This is a genomic window from Betaproteobacteria bacterium (assembly GCA_016720925.1).
Classification (GTDB): domain Bacteria; phylum Pseudomonadota; class Gammaproteobacteria; order Burkholderiales; family Usitatibacteraceae; genus UKL13-2.
On record JADKJR010000005.1, the window covers coordinates 1 to 24,057 of the forward strand.

19 protein-coding genes and 4 pseudogenes are annotated in these 24,057 nt (G+C 58.7%); 9 read left to right on the plus strand and 14 right to left on the minus strand.

Annotation, left to right across the window (positions count from 1 at the left end):
• From IPP88_08055 to IPP88_08080, 6 genes and pseudogenes are all read right to left on the minus strand, one after another.
• Window positions 1-227, minus strand: a 227-nt coding sequence (locus IPP88_08055; GenBank protein ID MBL0122678.1) for a hypothetical protein, incomplete at its 3' end; no start/stop codon positions are given.
• 763 nt (window positions 228-990) lie between these two features.
• On the minus strand, window positions 991-1,317 hold the full coding sequence (locus tag IPP88_08060; protein ID MBL0122679.1) for a multidrug efflux SMR transporter: 327 nt from the start codon (window positions 1,315-1,317) through the stop codon (window positions 991-993).
• A 6-nt stretch (window positions 1,318-1,323) separates the two neighbouring features.
• A pseudogene (locus tag IPP88_08065) lies at window positions 1,324-2,398 on the minus strand (NAD(P)H-dependent oxidoreductase).
• Window positions 2,399-2,439: 41 nt separating this feature from the next.
• Complete coding sequence (locus tag IPP88_08070) at window positions 2,440-3,003, minus strand: carboxymuconolactone decarboxylase family protein (protein ID MBL0122680.1); 564 nt, start codon at window positions 3,001-3,003, stop codon at window positions 2,440-2,442.
• Window positions 2,954-3,995, minus strand: a pseudogene (locus IPP88_08075) (SDR family oxidoreductase). The gene IPP88_08070 and the pseudogene IPP88_08075 overlap by 50 nt, the downstream one beginning before the upstream one ends.
• 38 nt (window positions 3,996-4,033) lie before the next feature.
• Window positions 4,034-4,906, minus strand: coding sequence for an alpha/beta hydrolase (locus tag IPP88_08080; GenBank protein MBL0122681.1), 873 nt, complete (start codon window positions 4,904-4,906; stop codon window positions 4,034-4,036).
• Window positions 4,907-5,218: 312 nt separating this feature from the next.
• Between IPP88_08080 and IPP88_08085 the strand changes: the two are divergent.
• The 4 genes and pseudogenes from IPP88_08085 to IPP88_08100 all read left to right on the plus strand — a co-directional run bounded on the left by IPP88_08085 (window position 5,219) and on the right by IPP88_08100 (window position 11,952).
• A pseudogene (locus IPP88_08085) lies at window positions 5,219-5,835 on the plus strand (ABATE domain-containing protein).
• Window positions 5,836-6,044: 209 nt separating this feature from the next.
• Window positions 6,045-6,704 carry a hypothetical protein gene (locus IPP88_08090; protein MBL0122682.1) on the plus strand — a complete coding sequence of 220 codons (660 nt, stop codon included), beginning with the start codon at window positions 6,045-6,047 and terminating at the stop codon, window positions 6,702-6,704.
• 1,538 nt (window positions 6,705-8,242) lie between these two features.
• Window positions 8,243-11,404, plus strand: coding sequence for a DEAD/DEAH box helicase (locus IPP88_08095; GenBank protein ID MBL0122683.1), 3,162 nt, complete (start codon window positions 8,243-8,245; stop codon window positions 11,402-11,404).
• A 107-nt stretch (window positions 11,405-11,511) separates the two neighbouring features.
• A complete protein-coding gene (locus tag IPP88_08100; protein ID MBL0122684.1) occupies window positions 11,512-11,952 on the plus strand; it encodes an SMI1/KNR4 family protein in 441 nt (146 codons plus the stop codon).
• A 119-nt stretch (window positions 11,953-12,071) separates the two neighbouring features.
• On the opposite strand, the gene IPP88_08105 is transcribed toward IPP88_08100, so the two are convergent.
• Together IPP88_08105 and IPP88_08110 are read right to left on the minus strand one after the other, a co-directional pair.
• Entirely contained in the window at window positions 12,072-13,568 is a 1,497-nt protein-coding gene (locus IPP88_08105) for a YifB family Mg chelatase-like AAA ATPase (GenBank protein MBL0122685.1), read from the minus strand.
• 8 nt (window positions 13,569-13,576) lie between these two features.
• On the minus strand, window positions 13,577-13,852 hold the full coding sequence (locus IPP88_08110) for an accessory factor UbiK family protein (protein MBL0122686.1): 276 nt from the start codon (window positions 13,850-13,852) through the stop codon (window positions 13,577-13,579).
• 256 nt (window positions 13,853-14,108) lie between these two features.
• On the opposite strand from IPP88_08110, the gene IPP88_08115 reads away from it, so the two are divergent.
• From IPP88_08115 to IPP88_08130, 4 genes are all read left to right on the plus strand, one after another.
• The gene (locus tag IPP88_08115) at window positions 14,109-14,912 is read left to right on the plus strand and encodes a hypothetical protein (GenBank protein ID MBL0122687.1); all 804 of its coding nucleotides are present in this window, start codon (window positions 14,109-14,111) and stop codon (window positions 14,910-14,912) included.
• A 76-nt stretch (window positions 14,913-14,988) separates the two neighbouring features.
• Window positions 14,989-15,327, plus strand: coding sequence for a P-II family nitrogen regulator (glnK, locus tag IPP88_08120; GenBank protein MBL0122688.1), 339 nt, complete (start codon window positions 14,989-14,991; stop codon window positions 15,325-15,327).
• 17 nt (window positions 15,328-15,344) lie between these two features.
• Window positions 15,345-16,862, plus strand: coding sequence for an ammonium transporter (locus tag IPP88_08125; GenBank protein MBL0122689.1), 1,518 nt, complete (start codon window positions 15,345-15,347; stop codon window positions 16,860-16,862).
• Window positions 16,863-17,065: 203 nt separating this feature from the next.
• Window positions 17,066-17,872, plus strand: a complete 807-nt coding sequence (locus tag IPP88_08130) for a GTP cyclohydrolase I FolE2 (protein MBL0122690.1) — start codon at window positions 17,066-17,068, stop codon at window positions 17,870-17,872.
• Window positions 17,873-17,933: 61 nt separating this feature from the next.
• Here IPP88_08130 and IPP88_08135 read toward each other — a convergent pair whose 3' ends face one another.
• Window positions 17,934-18,509, minus strand: a complete 576-nt coding sequence (locus tag IPP88_08135) for a TIGR02281 family clan AA aspartic protease (GenBank protein ID MBL0122691.1) — start codon at window positions 18,507-18,509, stop codon at window positions 17,934-17,936.
• A gap of 94 nt (window positions 18,510-18,603) precedes the next feature.
• Here IPP88_08135 and IPP88_08140 point away from each other — a divergent pair, with 94 nt between their 5' ends.
• On the plus strand, window positions 18,604-19,317 hold the full coding sequence (locus IPP88_08140) for a type 1 glutamine amidotransferase (protein ID MBL0122692.1): 714 nt from the start codon (window positions 18,604-18,606) through the stop codon (window positions 19,315-19,317).
• 98 nt (window positions 19,318-19,415) lie between these two features.
• On the opposite strand, the gene IPP88_08145 is transcribed toward IPP88_08140, so the two are convergent.
• From IPP88_08145 to rpsT, 5 genes and pseudogenes are all read right to left on the minus strand, one after another.
• Window positions 19,416-19,901, minus strand: a complete 486-nt coding sequence (locus IPP88_08145) for a YajQ family cyclic di-GMP-binding protein (protein MBL0122693.1) — start codon at window positions 19,899-19,901, stop codon at window positions 19,416-19,418.
• A 76-nt stretch (window positions 19,902-19,977) separates the two neighbouring features.
• Entirely contained in the window at window positions 19,978-21,252 is a 1,275-nt protein-coding gene (locus tag IPP88_08150; GenBank protein MBL0122694.1) for an argininosuccinate synthase, read from the minus strand.
• Between the two features lie 48 nt (window positions 21,253-21,300).
• Window positions 21,301-22,214 (minus strand): annotated as a pseudogene (gene argF, locus IPP88_08155) (ornithine carbamoyltransferase).
• 33 nt (window positions 22,215-22,247) lie between these two features.
• A complete protein-coding gene (locus tag IPP88_08160; protein ID MBL0122695.1) occupies window positions 22,248-23,444 on the minus strand; it encodes an aspartate aminotransferase family protein in 1,197 nt (398 codons plus the stop codon).
• A 275-nt stretch (window positions 23,445-23,719) separates the two neighbouring features.
• Window positions 23,720-24,010 (minus strand): 30S ribosomal protein S20, encoded by a 291-nt coding sequence (gene rpsT, locus IPP88_08165; GenBank protein MBL0122696.1) that lies wholly within the window; start codon window positions 24,008-24,010, stop codon window positions 23,720-23,722.
• Window positions 24,011-24,057: the final 47 nt, after the last annotated feature.

Here is a 24,057-nt window from a genome sequence, read left to right on the forward strand (position 1 = left end):
GGCCTTGCGTGGCGAGGCGGAGTCTGCAGCGTCAGTCCGCCGCGCTGATTGACCGCATACACGAGCAGCTCGTTCGCGCCGACAGCGTTGGTGCTGGTAAACACCCTGCCCGCGCGGAAGCCTTCGTCATCGTCGTCACGGTCATTCGCGACGGCTGAAGTGCCGAGGCCGGCCAGCGCTAGCGTCAGGCCGAGAATTTTCAAAGTGCTGCGTCGATTCATATTCATTGGGACACTCCTGAGTTGGATAAAAAGCGAAGCGCGCTGTTCTTGCGGCGCTTTGGCGAGTGTCGTGCAGGGTCACGCCGCAAGTCATCACGAAAAAATAAACGTTTGTGGGGACGTTGACGCATGGCTGCCTGTATTTGGCTTTGCCCACTTCAAAAAGGGACCTTCTCGTCAGAACTGCGCAATGGCAAATTCGAAACGTCTCCGAGCGCCTTTGATTCAATCGTGGCCACGCGTCGACGCACCGTTTGCATTACTTGAACAGGGGAAGTGAGCCGCCACCTGCGAATGGTGCGCTGCAATTAGTCGTAACAGGCGGCCAGCCGGTGTAACTGTCTCAACGCCACAAGCTGAGTACATTGGAACGAGGCGGGTCGTTCGCAAACAATTGATTCCACAGCCTTGGCTTGCGTCTATGTACTTGCGGCTGGACGCTACCAGACTGGCTGAGGCTCAATGACGCAATGTTCTTGCGGAACGACTTGCACAATCAATTCTTGTGGCCCATCGGAATCACCTCCAAGCCGCGCTCCAGGTCGTTCACTCGGGCAGCGTCTGAAATTGTGGTAAAGCGTCGGCAAATAGAAGATGGTAGATCCCGCCATACGAAAGCGCGGACAAACGGCGACATCAAGCACCAGCGCGCTTTTTCAGGCGTTTGTGCTCCGGGGAGCGCGCCAAATGGACTTCTACACATCGTCATTCGTTCCAGTCCATCTACCTCGCGTCCTTCATGTTATTCACCCTCGTTCCGCGTATCGCGCTATAACCCGACAACACCCAACACAATGAGCGCCGTGCTCGCCAGCTTCATCGCTGTGACCGGCTCCTTGAAGTAGAGTAACCAACTGCCGAAAATAAGGACGGTGCCGATGCCAGACCACAGAGCGTAAACCACCGACAAGCCCAGCGCGCGGACCACCATGGTATTGAGGAGAAACGAGACGGCGTAGAAAACGAAGATCAAGATTGACGGGGTGAGTCGCGTGAACCCTTCGGACAAGCGCATGCTGGTGGTGCCACAGACCTCGAAAATGATTGCGCACGACAACACGAACCATGCATCGTTGACGCTCAGGATCGGAAGCATAATTGTTCACTCAACGACTTGCGGATGTGCATCATCGATTACGCAACCAACGCGGCACGAACGAGTGCGGTGTCTGTATACATGTCGAAGCGTGCAAGTTTGCCATCGCGTATTTTCCAGCGGTGCGCGAATGCCGCGCGCATCGTTTTCCAGTCGCGTTGGCGATACCTCCGTAGACGCCGAACGCCACCACCTGATCTCCGGCCTCGATGTAGTCGTTGGGCGCCGCGGAAAACTCTTTCCAATCGCGAGCAAGTGGAACCAGTAGTTTTTCCACGACTTCCTGCGGGGTTCGCCAGGTACCGCTGTAATAGGGGAACCCTTCGGCTTCGGTCCACTCAAGGCTCGGATGCAGCAGTTAAGGATGGCGTCGACATCGCCGCACGCGATTGCGGCGTAAAAAGAACTGACAATTTCTCTTGCCGAGAGTGCGACGGCGCCTCCCTGACCGCTACCCGTACGTCTTGCGGCATCACCCGCTGCGGCGATTGCGGCGGCAAAGCCGGCCGTTGGATCCGCGGTTAGCAGCGTCGGTTGGAAACGGATTTCCTCGATGGCCGTGACGCCCGCCTGATTGAGCCATGCCTTCAAATAAGTCGAGTGGTGATCGGTGCCGAAGGCTGGTGGTGGCGTTGCTGGTGAATACGCCGCTTGTATAGGCGATGGTCGCGCTCTTGTTCCTCAGCAAGCCGAAATAGCCACTCGCCGGGTCCAGACCGAACAGCAGCCCCGGCTGGTGGATGAGATCGATATAGTGTTTGAGCGGATAGGGAATCCCGCCGTTTCACATCGGCACCGCGAACAGATAATGGTCGGCGGCAATAAACCGATTGGCCAGCGCGGTAAGTTCGTCCCACGCGGTCTTCTCCTCAGCACCATGCGCCGCGCCGGTAATGACAGACATTTTTGCATTCACTTTGTTGCCATCAAATTCGGGCAACCGCTCGTGCCACACATCCAAAACATCGACAACGAGGTTGGGCGTGTTTGTTTTCAATGTGGCGAGATACGCGTCTGCAATCGAGATCGACTTCGAGTCAGCGCCGCGTGGCGAGGCCTTGATATAGAGAAGCTTGGTCATGGATTTCTTTCGCTTAGTGAGAATACGTCGAGTTGCCGCGGCTACTTGCTTGCTGACCAGGCATTGGCCTGGAACACGGTATCAACCGGCGTCTGTGCGATGTGGTTAAAGTAGTTCGACATCACCTTAAGACTGGTACCGAGAATCACATCCAGCAACGATTGGCGCGTATAGCCTGCCGCCATGAAAGATTGAACATCGGCGTCAGCTGGCCACCCGCGACTCTCGACGAGCTTGATCGTGAACTGGCGTAGCGCTTCCAGTTTGGCATCGGCAATGGGTGTGTCATTGCGGAGTGCGGCAATGACATTTGCTGGAACCTTCGCGCCTTGCGAGATGGTGGTGTGTGCCGCCATGCAGTAGGTGCAATCGTTTAGCCGATTCGAAGTCATGAGGATGATCTGGCGTTCGGTTTCACTCAACGCGGTCTTATTGAAGATGCCGGCTACTGACATATAGCCTTCGAGCAGGGCAGGCGATTCGGCCATGCCGCCGAGAAGATTGGGCAGGAAACCGAATGCCTGCTTTGCGCCAATCAAAAATGGTTTGCTCGCTTCAGACGCGGTTTCGACGGTATAGGTAGTAAATTGCGTTGGTGTTTTCATGGTTGGTCTCTCGATTTTGAAATTGATGGGTGGCGGACAGGCCGGACGAAAGTTGTGGGCAACTTTCATTCCGGTCGTTCAGCAATACTTTGGCAGCTCTTCCGGCGTCGCTCGTTAGGCGATTTTTCCGGTGCTCCAGTCCCAGCGCCTTAACCACACCGGCCTGTAAAGGCGCGGTCTGCGTATTGATCGTGGCAGAGCCAAAGTCGGCGCCAACCACTGTGCGTGCGGCGCGTGTGCCCTTGGGCTGCGCGACGATTTTGCCGATCGCTTCTGCCACATCGTGTGGATTCGGCGCATCCGCCGCGCTGAAGATGGTCGTGAAATGCTTGAACATCGCGCCGGGGATCTCGCCAATCGCGCCGTATGCGCCAACCCGCGCGTTGTCGGACGGGACTTGCACACTGCCGTACATGTTGGTTGGATAGGCGCTCGGCTGCACCAAGACTATTTCCACGCCGAGTTGCGATAGTTCGTAGCGATACGAATCGGTAAGCGCTTCGACAGCAAATTTGGTGGCGCCGTAAATGCCGAAAGGGAAACGTGACCCTGCCGAGGATGGAGCCCACATTGATGACGAGACCGTCTTTTTGCATGCGCATGTGCGGCAAGACCGCGCGCAAGGTGCGTTGAACACCAACGACATTGACGTCGAACTGTTTTGTCACTTGTTCATCGGTGAAGCCTTCGCTCACACCCGCCGTCGCGTACCCGGCGTTGTTGATCAAGACATCGACGCGCCCACGCTCGGCAACAACACGCGCCACTGCACGATTCACTGAGCCAGTTGAAGTAACGTCGAGTTCGATAATTTTGAGGGACAACTTCTCTTTCGCCGCTTCCAGTGCCAATGACTCGGCATTGGCTTTGTTTCGGGTCGCGACCTCGCGCATCGACGCGTAAATATCGTGGCCTGCACGGGCGAGGGTCAATGCGGTGTCGCGACCGAAGCCGCTGCTGGCACCAGTGATCAGGATGGTTTTTGCGTTCATGTGACAGTGTTCCTTTGAATGGACGAATTGAATTGGGGTTACGTCATTTCGAACGTGCGTTTGATTCGGGTGGCAATATCGGCAGCGTGTTCTTCAAGAACAAAATGCCCGCCGTCATAAAGGCGCACATCGATGTGTTTCAAATCTTTTTTGTATGCTTCCGCGCCAGCGACGGTGAACGCGAAGTCTCCCTTGCCCCAAACGACAAGCGTCTTTGGTTGATGCTGACGAAAGTAGGCGTGCCAGGCGTCGTACAGGCCGACGTTGGTTTGGTAATTCACGAATAGCTTCATTTGGATCGCATCGTTGCCAGGACGATCCAATAGCGCTTGGTCGTGTGTCCACGCATCAGGGTTAAGCGCGACCGGATTGTGCGCGCCCTGTGTGTACTGGAATTTCGTCGTTTCAGCTTTGAGGAAACCTCGCGCCGCACTGATGGTTTTGTCGTTCTGCTCTTTCCAAAGCGGCATGAAGACGCCGCCGAGCATTTCACTCACGCCTTCAATGTAGGCATTGGAATTCTGAACAACCAACCCCTTTACGCGGGCTGGCTGGGCGGTCGCAATGCGCATCCCCACCGGGCCGCCGTAGTCGTGCATGTAAAGGACGTAATTCTTGACCTTGAGCTGGTCGAGCAAGCCTTGCATGGACGTGGCGAGGTTGTCGAACGTGTAATCGTACTTGTCGACTGTCGGCATATCGGAATAGCCGAATCCCGGCATGTCAGGCGCAATCACATGGAATTTGCCGGCCAGCAATGGAATCAGATCGCGAAACATGTGCGATGACGATGGAAAGCCATGCAGCAAAACAATCGTCCGCGCCGCGGAAGGGTCACCCGCTTCGCGATAAAACAATTGCACGCCATTCACTGTTGCATAGTGATATTGCGTTGCGGCGGCGGATTGCATTTGCATTTGTGCGTGCGGCGCGGCAGTTACCGTGTTGGCAGCGGTGCCGATGGCGAGCGCCGCAAGTAGCGGCCATGTTTTGAATATTCGAGCATGAGACATTTTCATTTCTCCTGTTGGTGTGACAAAGACCGGCGCAATCCGCGTAGTGGCGTGACGATTGCCGAATTGAGTTGTAACTTGTCAAATGACATTTATAGAGTTACATATCAATTGTAACTTGTCAACAATATTTTTTCCAGTTACATTGCCGAGGGTCAAGCAAGGGTGTTTCCAAGTGGAAATATCTTTTGCAGGAAGGAAAACATTCAGATGTCAGACAAAGCATTTTTTATCGGCGATCACGCCGCACTCGATTTCTTGAACACCATCGCCGCACCGCGCAGCGAGGCGATTGAATTCCTTCCTGATGGCGAGGCATACGTGACATGGCTGTCCGATGCCGGTCTGATCGATCCCGATCAGGCGCCTGCGCTGCTGGAGGCTTTCGGCAGGCCGGCCCTCGACCGGGTGGCGCGCGAGGCGCGAGATTTACGGGAGTGGTTTCGGCAGTGGATCGCGAAACCGGTTACCACGCAGGCTCACCGGCCCGCGCCGAAAATCGCGGCGGAGGCCATTACAACGCTTAATCAGATTCTGGCGTTGGACAGCATTCATCGCCAGCTGGAAGCGTCCGCCCAGCGCACGGTATTGCGGCAAAAACGCGAACTGACAAAAGCGAGGCAGTTGCTCGTGCCCATCGCGGAGGCCATCGCAGAACTATTGACCGACGGCGACCAGTATTGGTCAAGCGCTGCGCGAACCCGAGTTGCACGCTCTGGTTCTATGATCGAACCAAGGCGCACCGGCGGCTGTTTTGCAGCGCGGCTGTATGCGGAAATCGGGCGAAGGTGGCGGCGTTTCGTGAGCGGCAACGACAGGCGAAATAGGCGCACGCGCATGGAATTTGAACTGCGCGCAGCCGACATGGATCCGCTTCAAGTTTTGAACGGATTCGCCGTCGAGTGCCGCACCCAATCATTGACGAGTGACCAATGTATCAAGCGCAACTCATGAGCCGGGCCATTTTTCATGTTCGTCCAGTCTCAATTGCGCGGTCGAGACATTGCGTCTCAAATCTTTCGGCGGAGCAGGTCAAATGAAGCGTCAATACTTGGGTGACTCAAAGGACAGTTTCAAATGGGACTATCACCATTTTCTGGTTGAGGCCCTGGGATATCGCCATCTCAGGATTGCATGGGTGATGACGCCCGATGACGATGGGACGCACGGAAAGACCGCTCCCGAACTCTTTCCGGCGAGGCAGGAAATATTGAGATTCTGTCACCAATTGCGATCCACACGGGACCCAGCGTTACTGTTGGAGTTGCCCGCCACCACCGGTGCACGCTATGCGGTTAGCTTCGATAATCCAAACGAAAACCTGGCTGGCAACGGCTATTCGTATTTCGCGGACATCGATGCCGGCACAGACCAAGTCTTCTTTGTCGACCCGGACAACGGGTTTGAGCCCGAACGCAATCCGTCCGAGCGTCACGTTCGCTATGCCGATATTGATCGAATCGTTAAAACAGCTTCTCCGGACTCCGTGATCACGGTGTTTCAGCATCACCGGCGGAAAAAATTTCCTGACGATTTTGCGCGCATTCGCGAGCGGCTTGACAGCGGATTTTCGACTGCGATCTATTGGCATTCCCTGATGTTTGTGTGCCTGTCGTCGTCACGTGAAACGATCGATAGCGTTTGTGCGATCAATCGCGAGTACGCAAAGAACCACCCGGTCATCGTACTCGTCTGACGTTGCGATCAAATCGAACGACCTGACAATCGCGCCGGAGATTGCGCGTGGCCTTTTGCCACGAGCGGGCTCAATGGACAAGATGAAACACGAGCACGGACGCGGCTCCTGGGCAAGCCCCCGCCGGGGGGGGGGGGGGGGGCCCCCGAAGGGGGGGAGGGGGGAGGGCGGGGGGGGGGGGGGGGGGGGCCGCCCCGGGGCGCCCGGGGCCCGGGGGGCGGGGGGCCCCGCCGGCCCCGCGGCGGGGGGGGGGGGGGGGGGGGGCGGCCCCGGGCCGGGGCCGCCCCCGGGGGCGGGGGGGGGGGGCGGGGGGAAAGGGGCCGGGGGGGCGGGGAGCCCCGGGGGGGGGGGGGGGGGCCGGGCCCCGGGCCCCGGGCGGGGGGGGGGGGGGGGGCCGAGCCGGGCCGGCGCGCGGGCCGGCGGGGCGCCGGGGCGGCCGCGGCCCCGGGGGGCGCCCGGGGGGAGAGCCAAGACCCCCGCCCGGCGCCCCGCGCCCGGGCCCGCCCCGGGGCCGCCCCCCCCCGGCCCCGGGGCGGGCCGCGGGGGGGGCGCCCGGGGCCCGGGGGGGGACCCCCCGGGGCGGCCCCCCGGCCCCGCCCCCCGCCGGGGCGCCGGGGGGGGGGGGGGCGGCGGCGCGGGGGGCGCGCCCCGGGGGGGGGCGGGGGGGGGCGGGGGAGCGGCCGCCCGCCGCCGCGGGCCGCCGCCCGGGGGGGGGGCCGAGGCCGGGGAGGGGCGCCCCCCGGCGGGCCGGCCGGCGGCGCCGGCCGCCGCCCCGCCCGCCCCCCCCCCCCCCCCCCCCCACCCCCCCCCCCCCCCCGCCCCCCCCCCCCCCCCCCCCCCCCCCCCCCCCCCCCGCGGCGCCGGGGCCGCGGGGACCCGGGGGGAACCCGGCCCCAGGCGGGCGGCCGCGGGGGAGCGCGCCCGCCGCCCGGGCCCGGGGCCCGCCGGCCCGCGGGCCCGCCCCCGCGGGCCCGGCGCCCCCCCCCCCCCCGCCCCGGACCCCCAAACCCCGCCCCCCGGGGGCGGGGGGGCCCCCCCCCCCCGGCGCCGGGCGGCCCCCCCCCCCAAGGCGCCCCCCCGCCCCCCGCCAAAAAAAAAAAGCCCCCCCGAAAATAGCTGAAACGCCGCGCCAGTTCTTGTGTTTGCATCTACCTTTTGGTCGGATTGTCCCGGCCGCATCGGCCCTTGCCTGACGCGTTCGCGGGGTCTTTTTGTTGCCGTGACGGCCCGCGCTTGCGCCGCCGCGCCCACCGGCCAATAATGAAGGATTTGCCTGAGGCGTCCCTCATCGATGAAGGATCTGACCAGACTGCTCGCGGGAAATTTTGATGCCGGCGCCCGAACGCGCGGTCGGGCGTATTGGGCGCAGGGCCGCGTGCGCTCCGTCAAATGGGAGGATCGTGGTCCCAATGGTCAGATGCTGATCGCGCGGGTGAAGGGATCCAAGTGGATTCTACGATCAGAAAATCAGTGTCGATTTTGATCGCGGGGACATTGATGGCGGCTGCAGCTGCCCGGTCGGTCATAACTGCAAGCACGTGTTTGCGGCGCTATTGGCAACGATCGAGGAGTCACCCGCGTCCGAGTTTGAAGCAGATGAAGATTCTGCTCAGGCTGACGCCGATGACTTCGTATTGACGCCACGTGAATTGCCAACAATCGGCGGACCGTTGCCTGCCGCGCGCCGCACGCCGCCGTCCATGCCGTTACCTTTTTCCATCGATGTGTGGCTTGCCAAGGTCGCCTCGGCGCAGGCCAATCGCGGCGAAACGTATCCGGACAATATCAACGACCGCATCCTTTACCTCTTTGATGCATCGCGCGATCAAGTGGAACCAGGTGGACTGCTGCGAATCTGCAAGGCGCGGGTCAACAAGACAGGTGGCTATTCAGGCATCGCCAAATACACCAACACGCAGGCCTATTCCAGCCCTCCGCGCTACATGCTGCAAAGCGATATTCACGCGCTCAGGCTACTGTCTGCCGCAACCGGCCGTGGCTACAGTTTCGAGTTCCCGATGGCCGGCATCGACGCGGATATGGTGCGTGCAATCGTCAACACCGGACGCGCGTTCTGGCAGGATACCAACCGAAAAGCGTTGCGGTGGATGATGCCGCGCCAGGGTCACGTGGAATGGCGCACGCTGATCAATGGCGACCGGCAACCGGCCATGGTCACCGTGCCGGCGGCGGCGGTGCTCGCCTGTGTGCCGCCGGTATATGTCGACGCTGAAACCGGCGAATGCGGCACGGTGGAATCCGCCCTTACGCCCGCCGTCGCGATGGCAGTGGCGTCCGCGCCGACGCTCCCGGCCAAATGGGTGTCACGCGTGTCGGAGGAATTGCAGACCCGCAATCTCCACCAAAGTATTCCGCTGCCGACGACGCTGGAAGAAGAGGTGCTGCAGGACTTTCGGCCGAAACCGGTTCTGACATTGCGATCACACAAAACCAGCCGACATAACCCGCAGGGCTGGAAGCCGATTGACGTGCTGATCGAAACGGCGGAACTTGGTTTCGATTACCTCGGCGTTCGCGTCGCCGGAAAGAATCCGCCCGAAATCACGCGCGTCGAAGGCAACCGCCTGCAACGGATTCCCCGCAATACGATCTTCGAGCGCACCGCGCGAGCGAGACTGGTTGCCTGCGGCCTGACGGCGGCGGAAAAGGCGTTGACGCGCGGCATCACCCGCGAGATGCAGGGCACGTTGGTGTTCGCCGGGACAAGCGACGAACACGCCTTTGCGGCATGGACCGGGTTTATCGAAAATATTGTGCCCGCACTTAGACGCGATGGCTGGCAGATCGATATCGCAGCCGATTTCCGATTCGATATCGTCCCGATCGCCGATTGGTACGCCGACGTCGATGAATCGTCGAACCAGTGGTTCGATCTTGAAATCGGCATCGAGGTCGAGGGCGAGAAAGTAAGCCTGATCCCGATTCTGGTGAAGCTGATTCACGCCTCGCCCACCGAATGGCGGCCGGCGGCGGTGGACGCCATGAAGGATGACGCGAAAATAATCGTGCCGCTGGGGGATGGGCGGCGCGCGGCACTGCCGCTGACACGTTTGAAACCGCTGCTGGCGACGCTGTTCGAACTTTATTTGCGCGAACCGACAGCGGCGCGCCTGCGGCTCTCGCCCCTCGACGCGGCGCGCCTTGCGGAAATGGATCGCGCGCTTGCATTGCGCTGGTTCGGCGGCGAGCGCATGCGGCAACTGGGCGCGCGATTGGCGCGCTTCGAAGGTATCGCGCCGGTGCCGGTGCCGCCCGGTTTCCATGCCACCTTGCGCGCGTATCAGCAAGATGGCCTCGCGTGGCTGCAGTTCCTGCGTGAATATGAACTGTCCGGCATCCTCGCCGATGACATGGGGCTCGGCAAGACGGTGCAAACTCTCGCGCACCTGGTGGCCGAGAAAGCAGCGGGGCGGCTTGGTGGACTCGGGGGACCGGCGCTGGTGGTTGCGCCCACCAGCATGATGGCGACCTGGCACGCGGAAGCGGCACGTTTCGCGCCTGGCCTGACGGTGATGGTTTCACATGGATTGTCGCGCCACGATCGCGAAGAAACCTTCGCCGATTTCGATCTGGTGCTCACAACCTATGCGCTGCTGACCCGTGATGAAGAAAAGTTGCTTGCGCAGCAATGGCATCTGGTCATTCTCGACGAAGCGCAAAACATCAAGAATCCCAAGACCAAGGCGGCCACCGTTGCCTGCCGCCTGCAGGCGCGGCATCGACTTTGCCTGACCGGCACACCGATGGAGAATCACCTGGGAGAGCTCTGGTCGCTGTTTCGATTCCTGATGCCGGGATTGCTCGGCGATGAAAAAACGTTCAAGCGCGACTACCGGGTGCCGATTGAACGGGAAGGCGATCTCGCCCGGCAGAAATTCCTGGCCCGCCGCGTGCATCCGTTCCTGCTCAGGCGAACCAAGGATCTGGTCGCGCATGAATTGCCGGCCAAAACGCTGGTCACGCGCGCGGTCGAATTCGATTCCGCCCAAGCAGATTTGTACGAAACGGTACGCGCAGCGATGGACAAACGCGTGCGCGACGAGATTGCCGCCAAGGGTATTGCCAAAAGCCACATCGTGGTGCTCGACGCGTTGCTGAAGCTGCGGCAAATCTGTTGTGACCCGCGACTGCTGAAGACCGAACGCAAAGGCAAGCCACCTGCATCGGCGAAGCTGGTGACATTAATGGAGATGCTCGATGAATTGCTGGCCGAGGGCCGCAGCATCTTACTATTCTCGCAGTTCACCAGCATGCTCGCCTTGATTGAAGCCGAACTGAGCGAACGCAAAATTGCCTACGCGAAACTCACCGGCGCCACCCGCGATCGGAAAAAGCCGATCGAGCTGTTCCAGTCGGGTGAAGTCAAATTGTTCCTCATCAGCCTCAAGGCTGGCGGCACCGGCCTGACGCTCACCGCCGCAGACACCGTGATCCACTACGATCCGTGGTGGAACCCCGCCGTGGAAAATCAGGCGACTGACCGGGCGCATCGCATCGGCCAGGTCAAGCCGGTATTCGTCTACAAGCTCATCGCCAAAGGCACCCTCGAAGAACGTATTGTCGAACTGCAGGCAAAAAAGGGGGCGCTGGCGGCAGGGCTGCTAGATGGCGACGTGAACGCGGCGAGCAAGCTGGACGCAAAAGACCTGCAGGCGCTGTTTGAGGCGATGCCTGGCTGAACTTGGCGGCGACGGGTAGCAATTCCGGCGCTTGAATCCGATTCCGGTTGTGGTGCGTAAATAGCGTGGACTTGACGGAAATCACCACACCAAATACCGGGACGGACATGATGACATTCGACAATGTGGCTAAGCGCCTCGAATTCCACGAAGAGTTTGAACACGGTGCCGGCGCGAATGCCAACATGATTTCCGCTGCGGAAGCGTCGCTGGGCGTCACATTTCCCGCAAGCTATCGGCGATTCCTGACGGACTACGGTTGGAGTTGCATTGGCCGCTTTGAGATCTATGGCCTCGGTGGCGACGTCCCAGCTTGGCTGGATGTCGTCAAGATGACGTCAATCGAGAGAGCCGGGGCGCATGCACGCCTGCCCGCGCATCTGATCCCTGTGCACTATGAAGGCGACGGTGATCATGTCTGCATCGATACCAGCCAGCGGTCCGGTGATACCGCAGCAATGGTTTTCTGGAACCATGATCTTGGGACCCGCCAGGCTCCCGAGAAAATTGCGGATGATTTTGCGGACTGGCTGTCGAGTCTATTGTGAAGTAACGGAAGACTGAAACTCAAGCATTGGCGGGGATCTCAGGCCATTTTGCGCCGGACGACCGCACCAGTGCTTGTGTTTGCATATTTATTTTGACGCCAAGACAGGCCGTCCAAACCTTACGCCTTGTCCATCTTCCGATACTGAATCGCCTCGGCGATATGCCCGCCCGCAATGTTTTCAACACCCGCCAAATCGGCTATCGTCCGCGCTACTTTCAACACGCGATGGTAGGCACGCGCCGACAAGCCCATGCGTTGAATCGCGCTCTTGAGTAACTCCTCGCCTGCAGCATCGGGCTTGCAGATGTCATCGATGTCTTTCGGACCCAGTTTCGCATTTGGCTTGCCCTGCCGCTTCAACTGAATCTGAAACGCACGTTCGGTGCGCTCGCGAATGGTTTCGCTGCCCTCGCCTTTTGCGGCCTTCACCAATTCGAGTTGCGGCACCGCCGGTACTTCGATTTGCAAATCGATTCGGTCGAGCAGCGGCCCGGAAATTTTGCTGCGGTAACGTGAAATCTGGTCCGGTGTGCAGCGGCATTTATTGAGGAAGTGGCCGAGGTAGCCGCACGGGCAAGGGTTCATCGCGGCGATCAACTGGAATTCCGCGGGGAAATCGGCTTGCCGTGCGGCGCGTGAAATGGTGATGCGGCCGGACTCGAGTGGCTCGCGCAAAACCTCCAGCACGTTTCGCTCGAACTCCGGCAGTTCATCGAGAAACAGCACGCCGTGATGCGCGAGCGAGATTTCGCCCGGGCGCGGATTGCTGCCGCCGCCGACCAGCGCGACGCCGGACGCGGTGTGATGTGGCGATCGATAGCTGCGCTTTTTCCAGTTCTCCACCTTGAAGCCGCCGGGTGAAAGGCTCTGCACGGCTGCCGCCTCCAGCGCTTCCGCATCCGTCATGGCAGGCAGGATGCCGGGAAAGCGCGCGGCCAGCATGGTCTTGCCGGTGCCGGGAGGGCCCATCATCAACACGCTGTGGCGCCCGGCCGCGGCAATTTCCATGGCGCGCTTCGCTTGCGATTGACCTTTCACTTCGGACATGTCGGGATAGTGTGCGATGGCGACCGCCGCCTCGCCTTGGAAGACCGGAATATTTTCGCGGCCGGCCAAGTGTGCGCAAACCTGCAAAAGGTTTCTGGCGCCCAGCACAGTTGCATCGGTCACCAATGCGGCCTCGGTAGCCGACGCCGTCGGCAGGACAAATGCACGGCCATCGCCATGCGCCTTGAAGGTCATCGCCAGTGCGCCACGTATCGGTCGCAGGTCACCGGTCAGGGCAAGTTCGCCGGCAAATTCGTATTGTTTCAGTTTGTCGCCGGGAATCTGTCCGCTCGCGACCAGGATACCGAGCGCAATCGGCAGATCGAAACGGCCGCTTTCCTTCGGTAGATCGGCGGGCGCCAGATTGACGGTGATGCGCCGCGCGGGAAATTCGAACCTTGCGTTCAATAGCGCCGCGCGCACCCGGTCCTTGCTTTCCTTAACCTCGGTTTCGGGCAGCCCCACAATGGTGAACATCGGCAGACCATTGGCAAGATGTACTTCCACGGTGACAAGTGGAGCTTCCATGCCGGCCAGCGCACGGGAATAGAGAACTGCAAGGGACATTCAGGACTTTATTTTCTTGGTGAAGGCTGGCGTTTGGGGTCAAGCGCCGCCTCAAGCTCAATAAATCGCGCTTCGAGTGCGTTCAATTTTGCGCGTGTCTTTTCCAGCAACGCAGACTGAATTTCAAAATCCTCGCGCGTGACCAATCCCTGGCGGGCGAGTTGTGAAACGAAATGCTGTCGCGCATTTTTTTCAAAATCGGCCGCAGGGGACGACTGGATCGCGGCATCGACTTTGGCGGCGAGTTTGGAAAGCGCGTCAAGCGCCGAGGAGGTCTTGGTCATGATTTCTGTAGGCGCAATTTGCGGGCAAGTAATGCATTTTAGCCGAGCGGCTCACTTGGTGTTGTCGAAAGCGGGGGCCATTCATGCGCCATCCGGGTGCATGAGCGCGCATCGACGCCCGTGATTGGTGCATTTTCATGGTGCGCCGCACAAATATCATAACAAAACAGTCACTTACCGACGTAAAAACAATGGCATGCAACGTGCTAACTATCCGTTGAAGCACTTTATTTCCAACCACCTCAAGGGCCTTCAGATGAAAACAATCGCAAAACATTTGGCATTCGCGGGCACCGTCGCCCTGTCGTTAACCAGTTATCAGGTTATGGCGCAGCAAGCCACGCCGGCAGCGCCGGCGCCCGCTGCGGCAGCACCGGCCCCTGCACCGGAAAACACCCTCGTACCCAAAATATCGCTCTACAGTGAATACGAATATCGCGGTATTTCACAAACGGCTGAAAAACCCGCCGTTCAATTCAACCTGGACTACACACATACGAGCGGCTTCTATCTCGGTACCTTCGTCTCCAACATCAAATGGCTGAAGGAAGCGGCCAAGGCCGGTGGATTTTCGACCAGCGCGCAGATCGAGTGGGATCTGTTCGGCGGTTACAAGTTTGAAGTCGCCAAGGACGTCACGCTGGATGTTGGTTACCTGCGCTACGAATATCCGTCGAGCGGCGCGTTCAATCCATCACCAAACACCGATGAAATCTATATCGGCATCGGCTCGGGACCGTTCAGCGCAAAGTATTCGCACTCGACCAGCAATCTGTTCGGTTTCGCGAATAGCAAGAATTCCACGTTCACCGAAATCAATTGGGCCCAGGAAATCTTGCCGAAGCTCACAGCGAATGCGCAAATCGCCCGCCAGACCGTCAAGAACAATGGTGATTTCAGCTATACCGTCTACAAACTCGGCGCGACCTATGACCTCGGAGACGGCTGGGCAGCAGGTGGTTATGTAAAGAATACCAACGCCAAGGAAGCCTTTTATACCGTCAACGGCAAGGACCTCGGCAAGGCGCGCCTCGTTGCCTTCGTTGCGAAGTCGTTCTAAACCGCACACGACGCCCACACCCGTTCGCGGGTGCGGACTACGCAAAAAATCCATTCATTGAGAGGGAGCAATTACCATGAAACTGGTCACCGCCATCATCAAGCCGTTCAAGCTTGACGAAGTGCGTGAAGCGCTGTCCGCCATCGGCGTGCAGGGCATCACGGTCACGGAAGTCAAAGGATTCGGCCGTCAAAAAGGCCATACGGAACTGTATCGCGGCGCGGAATATGTCGTCGATTTTCTGCCCAAGGTAAAAATCGAAGCGGCAGTCAAGGACGATCTGATCGAGCAGGTCATCGAGGCGATCGAAAAATCCGCCAACACCGGCAAGATCGGCGACGGCAAGATTTTCGTCTTCGATCTCGAACAAGTGGTGCGCATTCGCACCGGTGAAACCGGCGCCGACGCGCTTTAACCCAGGGAGCCCATAAAATGAAACGACTTTTTGCCACGCTCGCGCTGCTGACCAGTCTGATGCTGACCGGCAGTGCGCACGCACAGTACGAGAATCCCAAGCCGACGGAAGCGCCAGCTGCGGCTGCCACGGCAGCACCTGCAGCGACCGCGACCGCTGTAGCACCTGCCGCTGCCGCCGCGCCCGCCGCAGCGGCAGCACCTGCGGCACCCGTTCCCAACAAAGGCGATGTGGCCTGGATGCTCACTTCCACGGCTCTCGTACTGTTGATGAGCATACCGGGACTGGCACTGTTCTACGGCGGTTTGGTACGTTCGAAGAACATGCTGTCGGTGCTGATGCAAGTATTCGTCACGTTCTCTCTCATCACCGTGCTGTGGGTGATATATGGCTACAGCTTCGCCTTTACGGAGGGCAATGCATTTATCGGCGGAACGGATCGACTATTCCTCAAGGGCATCGCCGATCTGCTGAAGGGCGAATATGCGATGGCCGCCACCTTCAGCAAGGGCGTGGTGATTCCCGAATTGCTGTTTGTTGCCTTCCAGGCCACGTTTGCCGCAATCACCTGCTGCCTGATCCTGGGTTCAGTGGCGGAACGCATGAAGTTCAGCGCCGTCCTGCTATTCATGGTGCTCTGGTTCACCTTCAGCTATATCCCGATGGCCCACATGGTCTGGTTCTGGCCGGGTCCGGATGCCTATACCGCCGCCGCAGTAGTCGATGCACAAAATGCCAAGGCCGGCCTGTTGTGGCAGTGGGGCGCGCTCGACTTTGCAGGCGGCACGGTGGTGCACATCAACGCAGGCGTCGCGGGCTTGGTCGCCGCTTACTTCCTTGGCAAGCGTATTGGCTACGGCAAAGAAGCACTGACGCCACATAGCCTGACGATGACCATGGTCGGCGCATCGCTGCTGTGGTTCGGCTGGTTCGGTTTCAACGCAGGCTCGGCACTCGAAGCGGGTAACTCAGCTGTGCTGGCGTTCATGAATACGTTCCTGGCGACTGCCTGCGCGGTACTTTCCTGGACAATGGCTGAGTGGGTCATCAAGGGCAAGCCTTCGATGCTGGGCGCCGCTTCCGGTGCCGTGGCAGGATTGGTCGCCATCACGCCGGCGGCAGGTAACGTCGGCATTCCGGGCGCCTTGGTCATCGGCCTCGCAGCAGGTATCGTTTGCCTGTGGGGTGTCACCGGACTCAAGCGGATGCTGAAGGTTGACGACTCGCTCGACGTGTTTGGCGTCCATGCAGTGGGCGGCATTCTCGGCGCGTTGCTGACGGGCGTATTCGTCTCACCTGACCTGGGTGGTCCCGGATTTGTCACCGACTGGGTCAAGGCAACAACTGGCTTTACCTCCATTGGCGAGCAAGTGCTGATTCAAGCCAAGGCTGTTGGCGTTAGCGTTGTCTGGTCGGCAGTCGTCGCATCGGTATCGCTGTTGATCGTCAAGATGGTGATCGGCCTGCGAGTTCCGGAAGACGAGGAACGCGAGGGTCTCGATATCACCTCACACGGCGAGACGGCTTACTCGTAACATCGATTGACTGACCGGGAATCCGGTTAGGAATCAAGAAGGGGCGCCCGCAATGGCGCCCCTTTTCTTTGACCCTTTACAATTTGGACCGTTGCGTAAAACGCATTGACTTGAATGTCTGCATGGAGCTCCCATATTGTTGATAGCTTTACTCAACTATTTCCGCCAAGCTATACTTCCAAGTCGTGCCAGAAAGACATTCAATGAACCAGCGTGACCCACACATGCCAATTGCCGATGTACAAAGTTCGGCGGACACCCGCGAGCTTTCCATCGACCGCGTTGGCATCCGGTCGCTGCGCCATCCGATCCGCATTCAATCCGAGACCGGTGCGATCAGTCATTCTGTTGCCACGTTCAACATGAACGTACGTCTTGACCATAGCGTCAAGGGCACGCATATGTCGCGCTTTGTCGAAATACTCGAAACCAACCCCGAGCCGTTCTCGGCGAACTCTCTGGCTGGGTTGCTCGAACGCATGGTGGCGCGCCTGGAAGTATCCGAGGGCCGCATCGAAATGGAGTTTCCGTTTTTCATTGAAAAGACGGCGCCCATCTCGGGCGTGAAATCGCTACTGGACTACGAAGTCACGCTCGCGGGGGAAATAAAGGACGGCGTGACGCGTAGCACCACGAAAGTGGTCGTACCCGTGACCAGCCTGTGTCCGTGTTCGAAGGAAATTTCAGCGTACGGCGCGCACAACCAGCGCTCGCACATCACAATTTCGGTATGCGGCACGGTGCCGATTGCCATTGAAGACGTGGTGCGCCTTGCGGAAGAACAGGCGTCGTGTGAACTCTATGGGATATTGAAGCGTCCCGACGAAAAATACGTGACCGAACGCGCATATGACAATCCGAAATTCGTCGAGGACCTGGTCCGCGACGTGGCGGCCGTGCTCAACGCCGATTCGCGCGTAGAGACCTATTTTGTGGAATCGGAGAACTTCGAATCCATACACAATCATAGTGCCTACGCGATGATTGAGTGCGACAAGACCAAGCAATAGCCTGACTTCATTTCCCAAACAAAAAAGCCTCGGCATCCGGGGCTTTCTTGTCTCGGTCAACCTAGAAACGCTTGGTCAGCACCAGATTCGCGCCATCGCGCTTCATGTCCGTTCGGCTCAGGAAGCTCATTCCAAGCAATGCGATATCCAGCCCGCTTTCCAGCACCGTCGCATCGATCTGATATAGCGTGATATCACCGACCGTCATGCTGTCCAGCTTCACCCGAAATGCGGCGGACGGACCATTCGCGGTCTGAACAAATCCACGCTGGCCTTTCAGGTAGTCAATTCCCGCCGACCTCGCGAATGCGGCCGGGAGCGAAACGGTTGTCGCGCCGGTATCGATCAGGAAGCGCGTAGTCTTGCCGTTCACCTGACCGGCTGTCCAATGGTGCCCCTGGCCGTCGGCGGATATCGCCAAGACTGATCCTGCTTTTCCGGAAGCGGGTACAAAGTGCTGCCCCAGTTCCAGCGTCTGTTTCTTTCCCTCGATATCGAACACGGCGCTATCCGATGCCGTCGTGATCAAGGTCACACCCTCCGGCGTTTTCTGCCCGGCGGAAAGGGTGCGCGGGTCCTGACCATTGATCACCACCACGGCCTTTCCCGGGAATAACCCGACAAGCGTCACGCTCACCGCCCAAGTGGTACTGCTCGCGAACCCAAGGCACAACATCAAAGCGCGCGTAAAATGCCGCATCGCACTGCGTCCGCATGCCTGCCCGCACACCATGAAACCTGTTGCCATATTCCGCTTTTCCTCCGACGATGGTCCCGGCTATTTTGCCAGCTTTCTGGATCGCCATTCGATTCCCTGGACGCAATACAATCTTGACGAGGGCGCCGCGCTGCCGGCAAACCTTGACAGCTTTTCCGGGCTCGTGCTGATGGGCGGGCCGATGAGCGTCAACGATAATCTGCCGTGGATCGCGCCGGTCCTCGCATTGATACGCCGCGCGATCGCGGACAACCTTCCCTGCATCGGTCATTGCCTCGGTGGGCAATTGATGTCGAAGGCGCTCGGGGGAGAAGTCACGAAAAATCCCGTCAAGGAAATCGGCTGGAATCCTCTGCTGGCTGAAAACAACGCTGTCGCACGGCGATGGCTGGGAGACGACATCACCGACCATCCGCATTTCACGACATTTCAATGGCACGGCGAGACGTTTACGTTGCCGGATTGCGCGACGCGGATACTGAGCGCCGATGCTTGTCGCGAGCAGGCGTTTGTCATCGGCAATTCTCTGGGCATGCAGAGTCATGTCGAAATGACCGCCGCGATGATCGAAGAATGGTGCGGCGATTGGGAGGCGGAAAATGTCGATGCTTCCGCGAGCGTGCAGCGGCCGGAAGAAATGCGCGAGGCGATGCAAGAAAAACTGCGCGCGCTCAATAACCTGGCCGACCGTCTCTATCGACGTTGGATCACTGGCCTGACGGTGTAATTAGAGAGATAAACTCAAGCACTGACGAGGCTTCCCTGGCGTTTCAGGCCGGAGAGCCCCTTAAAATGGCGATCTACACCATTTTGCGCTATGAAAACCTAGTCGCGGAAGTTGTTGAACTGCAACGGCACTTCATCAACCTTCGCTTTGCATAGCGCGATCGCCGCCTGCAGATCGTCGCGCTTGGCGCCCTGCACGCGCACGCTCTCGCCCTGAATCGATGCCGTCACCTTGATCTTGGCATCCTTGATGTGCTTGACGATTTTCTTGGCGAGTTCGATCTCGATGCCGTTGCGGACATTGATGATTTGTTTCACTTTGTCGCCACCAATTTTTTCCCGGTTTTTCTCGTCCAGCATTCGTACGTCGACGCTACGCTTGGCCATCTTGTTCAACAACACGTCCTTGACCTGCCCGAGTTTGAAATCATCGTCCGCGTAAAGCGTGAGTTCCAGTTCGCTCTGCTCGATGCGTGAGTCGGATCCCTTGAAGTCAAAGCGCGTCGAGATTTCCTTATTGGCTTGCTCGACGGCATTCTTGAGTTCGACTTTGTTGACTTCGGAAGCGATATCGAATGAGGGCATGTTGGAACCTGTAGGTTATTTGCGGCCGGTGGCAGGACCGGCCGCGTGGTTTGAGACTTTGACTTGGGCTGCAGTCTTACGCGTCACCTTTCGGCTCGCGCTTGCCTTGCTTGACGCTTTTCTTGCGCAACGCGGCCTTGTTGCCCGCAATACGCATGCGTAGCGCATTGAGCTTGATAAAGCCTGCTGCATCGGCCTGATTGTATGCGCCGCCGTCGTCTTCAAAAGTGGAGATGGTTTGGTCGAACAGGGAATCGGTTTTCGATTCGCGGCTCACCACCAGCACGGTACCTTTATAGAGTTTCAGTTTCACCGTGCCGTTGACCGTCTTTTGCGATTCGTCAATCAAGCCCTGCAGCAGTTGCCGCTCAGGCGAGAACCAGTAACCGTTGTAGATCATGCGACCGTAACGCGGCATCAGGTCATCTTTCAGCGCCAGCACTTCGCGATCCATGGTGATCGATTCCATCGCACGATGCCCGCGCAGCATGATGGTGCCGCCGGGCGTCTCGTAGCAGCCGCGTGATTTCATGCCGACATAGCGGTTTTCAACCATGTCGAGGCGTCCGATACCGTGCTTGCCGCCGAGGCGATTCAATTCGGTCAGCACCGTCGCGGGCGAGAGTTTCTTGCCATTGATGCCTACGATATCGCCCAGCTTGTACTCGAGTTCAATGATTTCCGGTTTGTTTGGCGCCTTCTCCGGTGAAACCGTGATGCGCCACATGCTGTCTTCCGGTTCAAAGGCGGGATCTTCAAGGATGCCACCTTCATACGAAATGTGCAGCAGGTTTGCGTCCATCGAATATGGTGCGCCGCCCCCTTTGCGTTTCTTGAAATCGACCGGAATCTTGTGCTTGGCCGCGTAGTTCAGCAGTTTCTCGCGCGACAGCAAATCCCATTCCCGCCACGGTGCAATGATTTTTACATTCGGCATCAGCGCATAGGCGCCCAGCTCGAAACGTACCTGATCATTGCCTTTGCCAGTCGCGCCATGCGAGACCGCATCGGCACCAGTTTTGCGGGCGATTTCGATCATGTGCTTGGCGATCAGCGGACGCGCAATGGAAGTGCCCAGCAAGTACTCGCCTTCGTATACCGTATTGGCACGAAACATCGGGAACACATAATCGCGCACGAATTCTTCGCGCAGGTCTTCGATGAAGATGTTCTGCTTCTTGATACCCATCGCCAGCGCCTTTTTGCGCGCGGGTTCCACCTCACCGCCCTGGCCGATGTCAGCCGTGAAGGTAATGACTTCACATTGGTAAACATCCTGCAACCACTTCAGGATCACGGAAGTATCCAGGCCACCCGAATACGCCAGCACCACTTTTTTTACGTCGCTCATACACTCTTTCAATAGCTAGAAATTAATAAGAATTCTCAACTCGATTCATCACGAATCAATCCGGCCCAACAGCAGAAACTCCATCAACGCTTTCTGCACGTGCAGTCTATTCTCCGCCTCTTCCCACACGACGCTTTGCGGCCCCTCAAGCACCTCACCGGTTACTTCCTCTCCTCGGTGGGCAGGCAGGCAATGCATGAACAATACATCTCGATCCGCGACAGCCATCATGCCCGCGTCTACCGTAAAATCGGCGAAAGCGGCCTTGCGCGCGGCGGTCTCGGCCTCGAAACCCATGCTCGTCCAGACATCGGTCGTGACAATATGCGCGCCCTTGGCGGCATCCTGGGGGTCAGCGAACGTTTCCAGGTGGCCGGCATCGAGCACTTCACCGCGCTGAGACTTCATTTCGTACCCGACCGGCGTGGCCACATTCAGCTTGAAGTCCAGCACCCGAGCGGCTTCCAGCCACGTGTAGCTCATGTTGTTGGCATCCCCGATCCAGGCGACGGTCTTGCCACTGATCGATCCGCGCTGTTCGACAAATGTGAAGATATCCGCCAGCACCTGCAGGGATGATATTCGTTGGTCAGCCCATTGATCACGGGAACACGTGAATGTGCCGCGAATCGTTCGACCTTTTCCTGCTCAAAGGTGCGAATCATCACCAGGTCAACCATGCGCGAAATCACGCGCGCCGTGTCTTCGATTGGCTCAGCGCGGCCGAGTTGCGTCGATTGCGAATCGAGATTGATTGCCTGACCGCCCAACTGATAAATCCCCGCTTCAAATGAAACGCGGGTTCGCGTCGAACTTTTTTCAAAGACCATCGCCAACATGCGATCAGTCAACGGCTGATAAGGGATGTAATTCTTGAAGCGATGCTTGAGGATTTTGGTACGGGCGAACAAATGCTCATATTCGTCGCGGGTGAAATCCTTGAATTGTAGAAAGTGTCTCATTGGGCTTTTTTCATCACGCGCCTGACAAGTGAACTACGCGGCTGCTTTACTGACTTGGCCAAGAAATGACTTTATCACCGGCACCAGTCGAGCCACGATTTCCCTTGCCTCGGACTCGTTGATGATCAACGGCGGCAGCAATCTGATCACGCTGTCCTGCGTCACATTGGTGAAGATATCGGACGCCAACGCCATGTTGACGATTTCACCGCAAGGGCGATCGAGTTCGATACCCATCATCAGACCCATCCCGCGGATCTCCTTGACGCCGGGCACGCCGGCCAGCGCCTGTTGAAATGCGTCCTTCATGATTCCGCCCATTTTGACCGCGTTGGCAAGCAGACCCTCTTCTTCCATGATTTCCAGCGTACGCAACGCAGCGACCGACACCAGCGGTCCACCACCAAAAGTGGTGCCATGATTGCCAGGCTTGAACAGATTGGCGGCAACGCCCTTGGCCAGGCACGCGCCAATCGGCACGCCAGAACCCAGTCCTTTCGCCAGCGGCATCACGTCCGGCGTAATTCCCGCCCACTGATGCGCGAACCATTTGCCGGTGCGGCCCATGCCGGACTGCACCTCGTCGATCATCAGCAACCATTGCTTTTGCGCGGTCAACTCGCGCAGTCCTTTCAAGTAGTCAGCGCGTGCGGGAACGATGCCGCCTTCGCCCTGCACCACCTCCGTCAGCACGGCGACCACGTCCTTGTTGTGTTGCGCGATGGCGCGAATCGCCTCAATATCGTTGTACGATACGCGGATAAATCCGGTGACCAGCGGCTCAAATCCCGCCTGCGCCTTCCGTGAACCGGTTGCGGCAAGTGTCGCCAACGTACGGCCATGCCATGCGCGTTCCATGACAATGATGTGCGGATTCGCGACGCCGCGCTGATGGCCATAAAGCCGCGCAAGCTTGATCGCGCATTCGTTGGCTTCTGATCCAGAATTGCCAAAGAACACGTTGTCCATGTCGGCCAGCGCACAGAGCTTGTCCGCCAGCGCGGCCTGCTCGGGAATGTTCACCAGATTCGAGGTATGAATAATTTTCCCTGCCTGTTCGGCGATGGCTTTCACCAGCTTTGGATGGGCATGCCCGAGTCCGGAAACGGCAATCCCTGCCAGCGCGTCGAGCATTCGTCGACCGTCGGTCGTGTATAGCCAGGCGCCCTGACCGTGCGTAAATGCGACCGGCGCGGGCTTGTAGGTATTCATCTGGTGTGGGGATTGCATTTGCGTCTCCTAAACCGCGTCCCGTTTGATGAGGGGCGAGACAAAAATGACAACGGCGGCCCGAAATGGTCGTCGGGGGCCGCCGTATCGTTTCAAGAGGAATAAATATAGGGCAAACGACTGTGCGGTGCAACATCCACGGTCAAGGCATCGACGTGCACGCACCCGCGGCACAAAAGAAAACCGCCAATCTCAAAGCCCGGTTGTCTGGGCACGATTGGCGGTATGTCGTAGGCGGACAATTTGCATTGCCCTCTAGAGCATGTACGGGTGACTTACGCTTGCGCGGCGGTCTGGCCTTTCGAGCCGATTGCTTTGATCGCAGCGGTCAGACGGCTCTTGTGACGAGCAGCCTTGTTTTTGTGAATGATGTTCTTGTCGGCGATCGAATCGATCGTCGACGAGGAAGTCTTGTACACCGCTTCTGCCTTGGCCTGGTCGCCAGTGGCAACGGCTGCCGTCACCTTCTTGATGGCGGTGCGCAATTCGGTGCGCTGCGCCATGTTATGACTGCGTTGCTTGGTTGCCTGGCGGGCACGTTTTGCGGCTTGTTTGGTATTTGCCATGATTTTTCCAGATTCTTGCGATGAAATTTGCGGGAAGCCTTGTATTA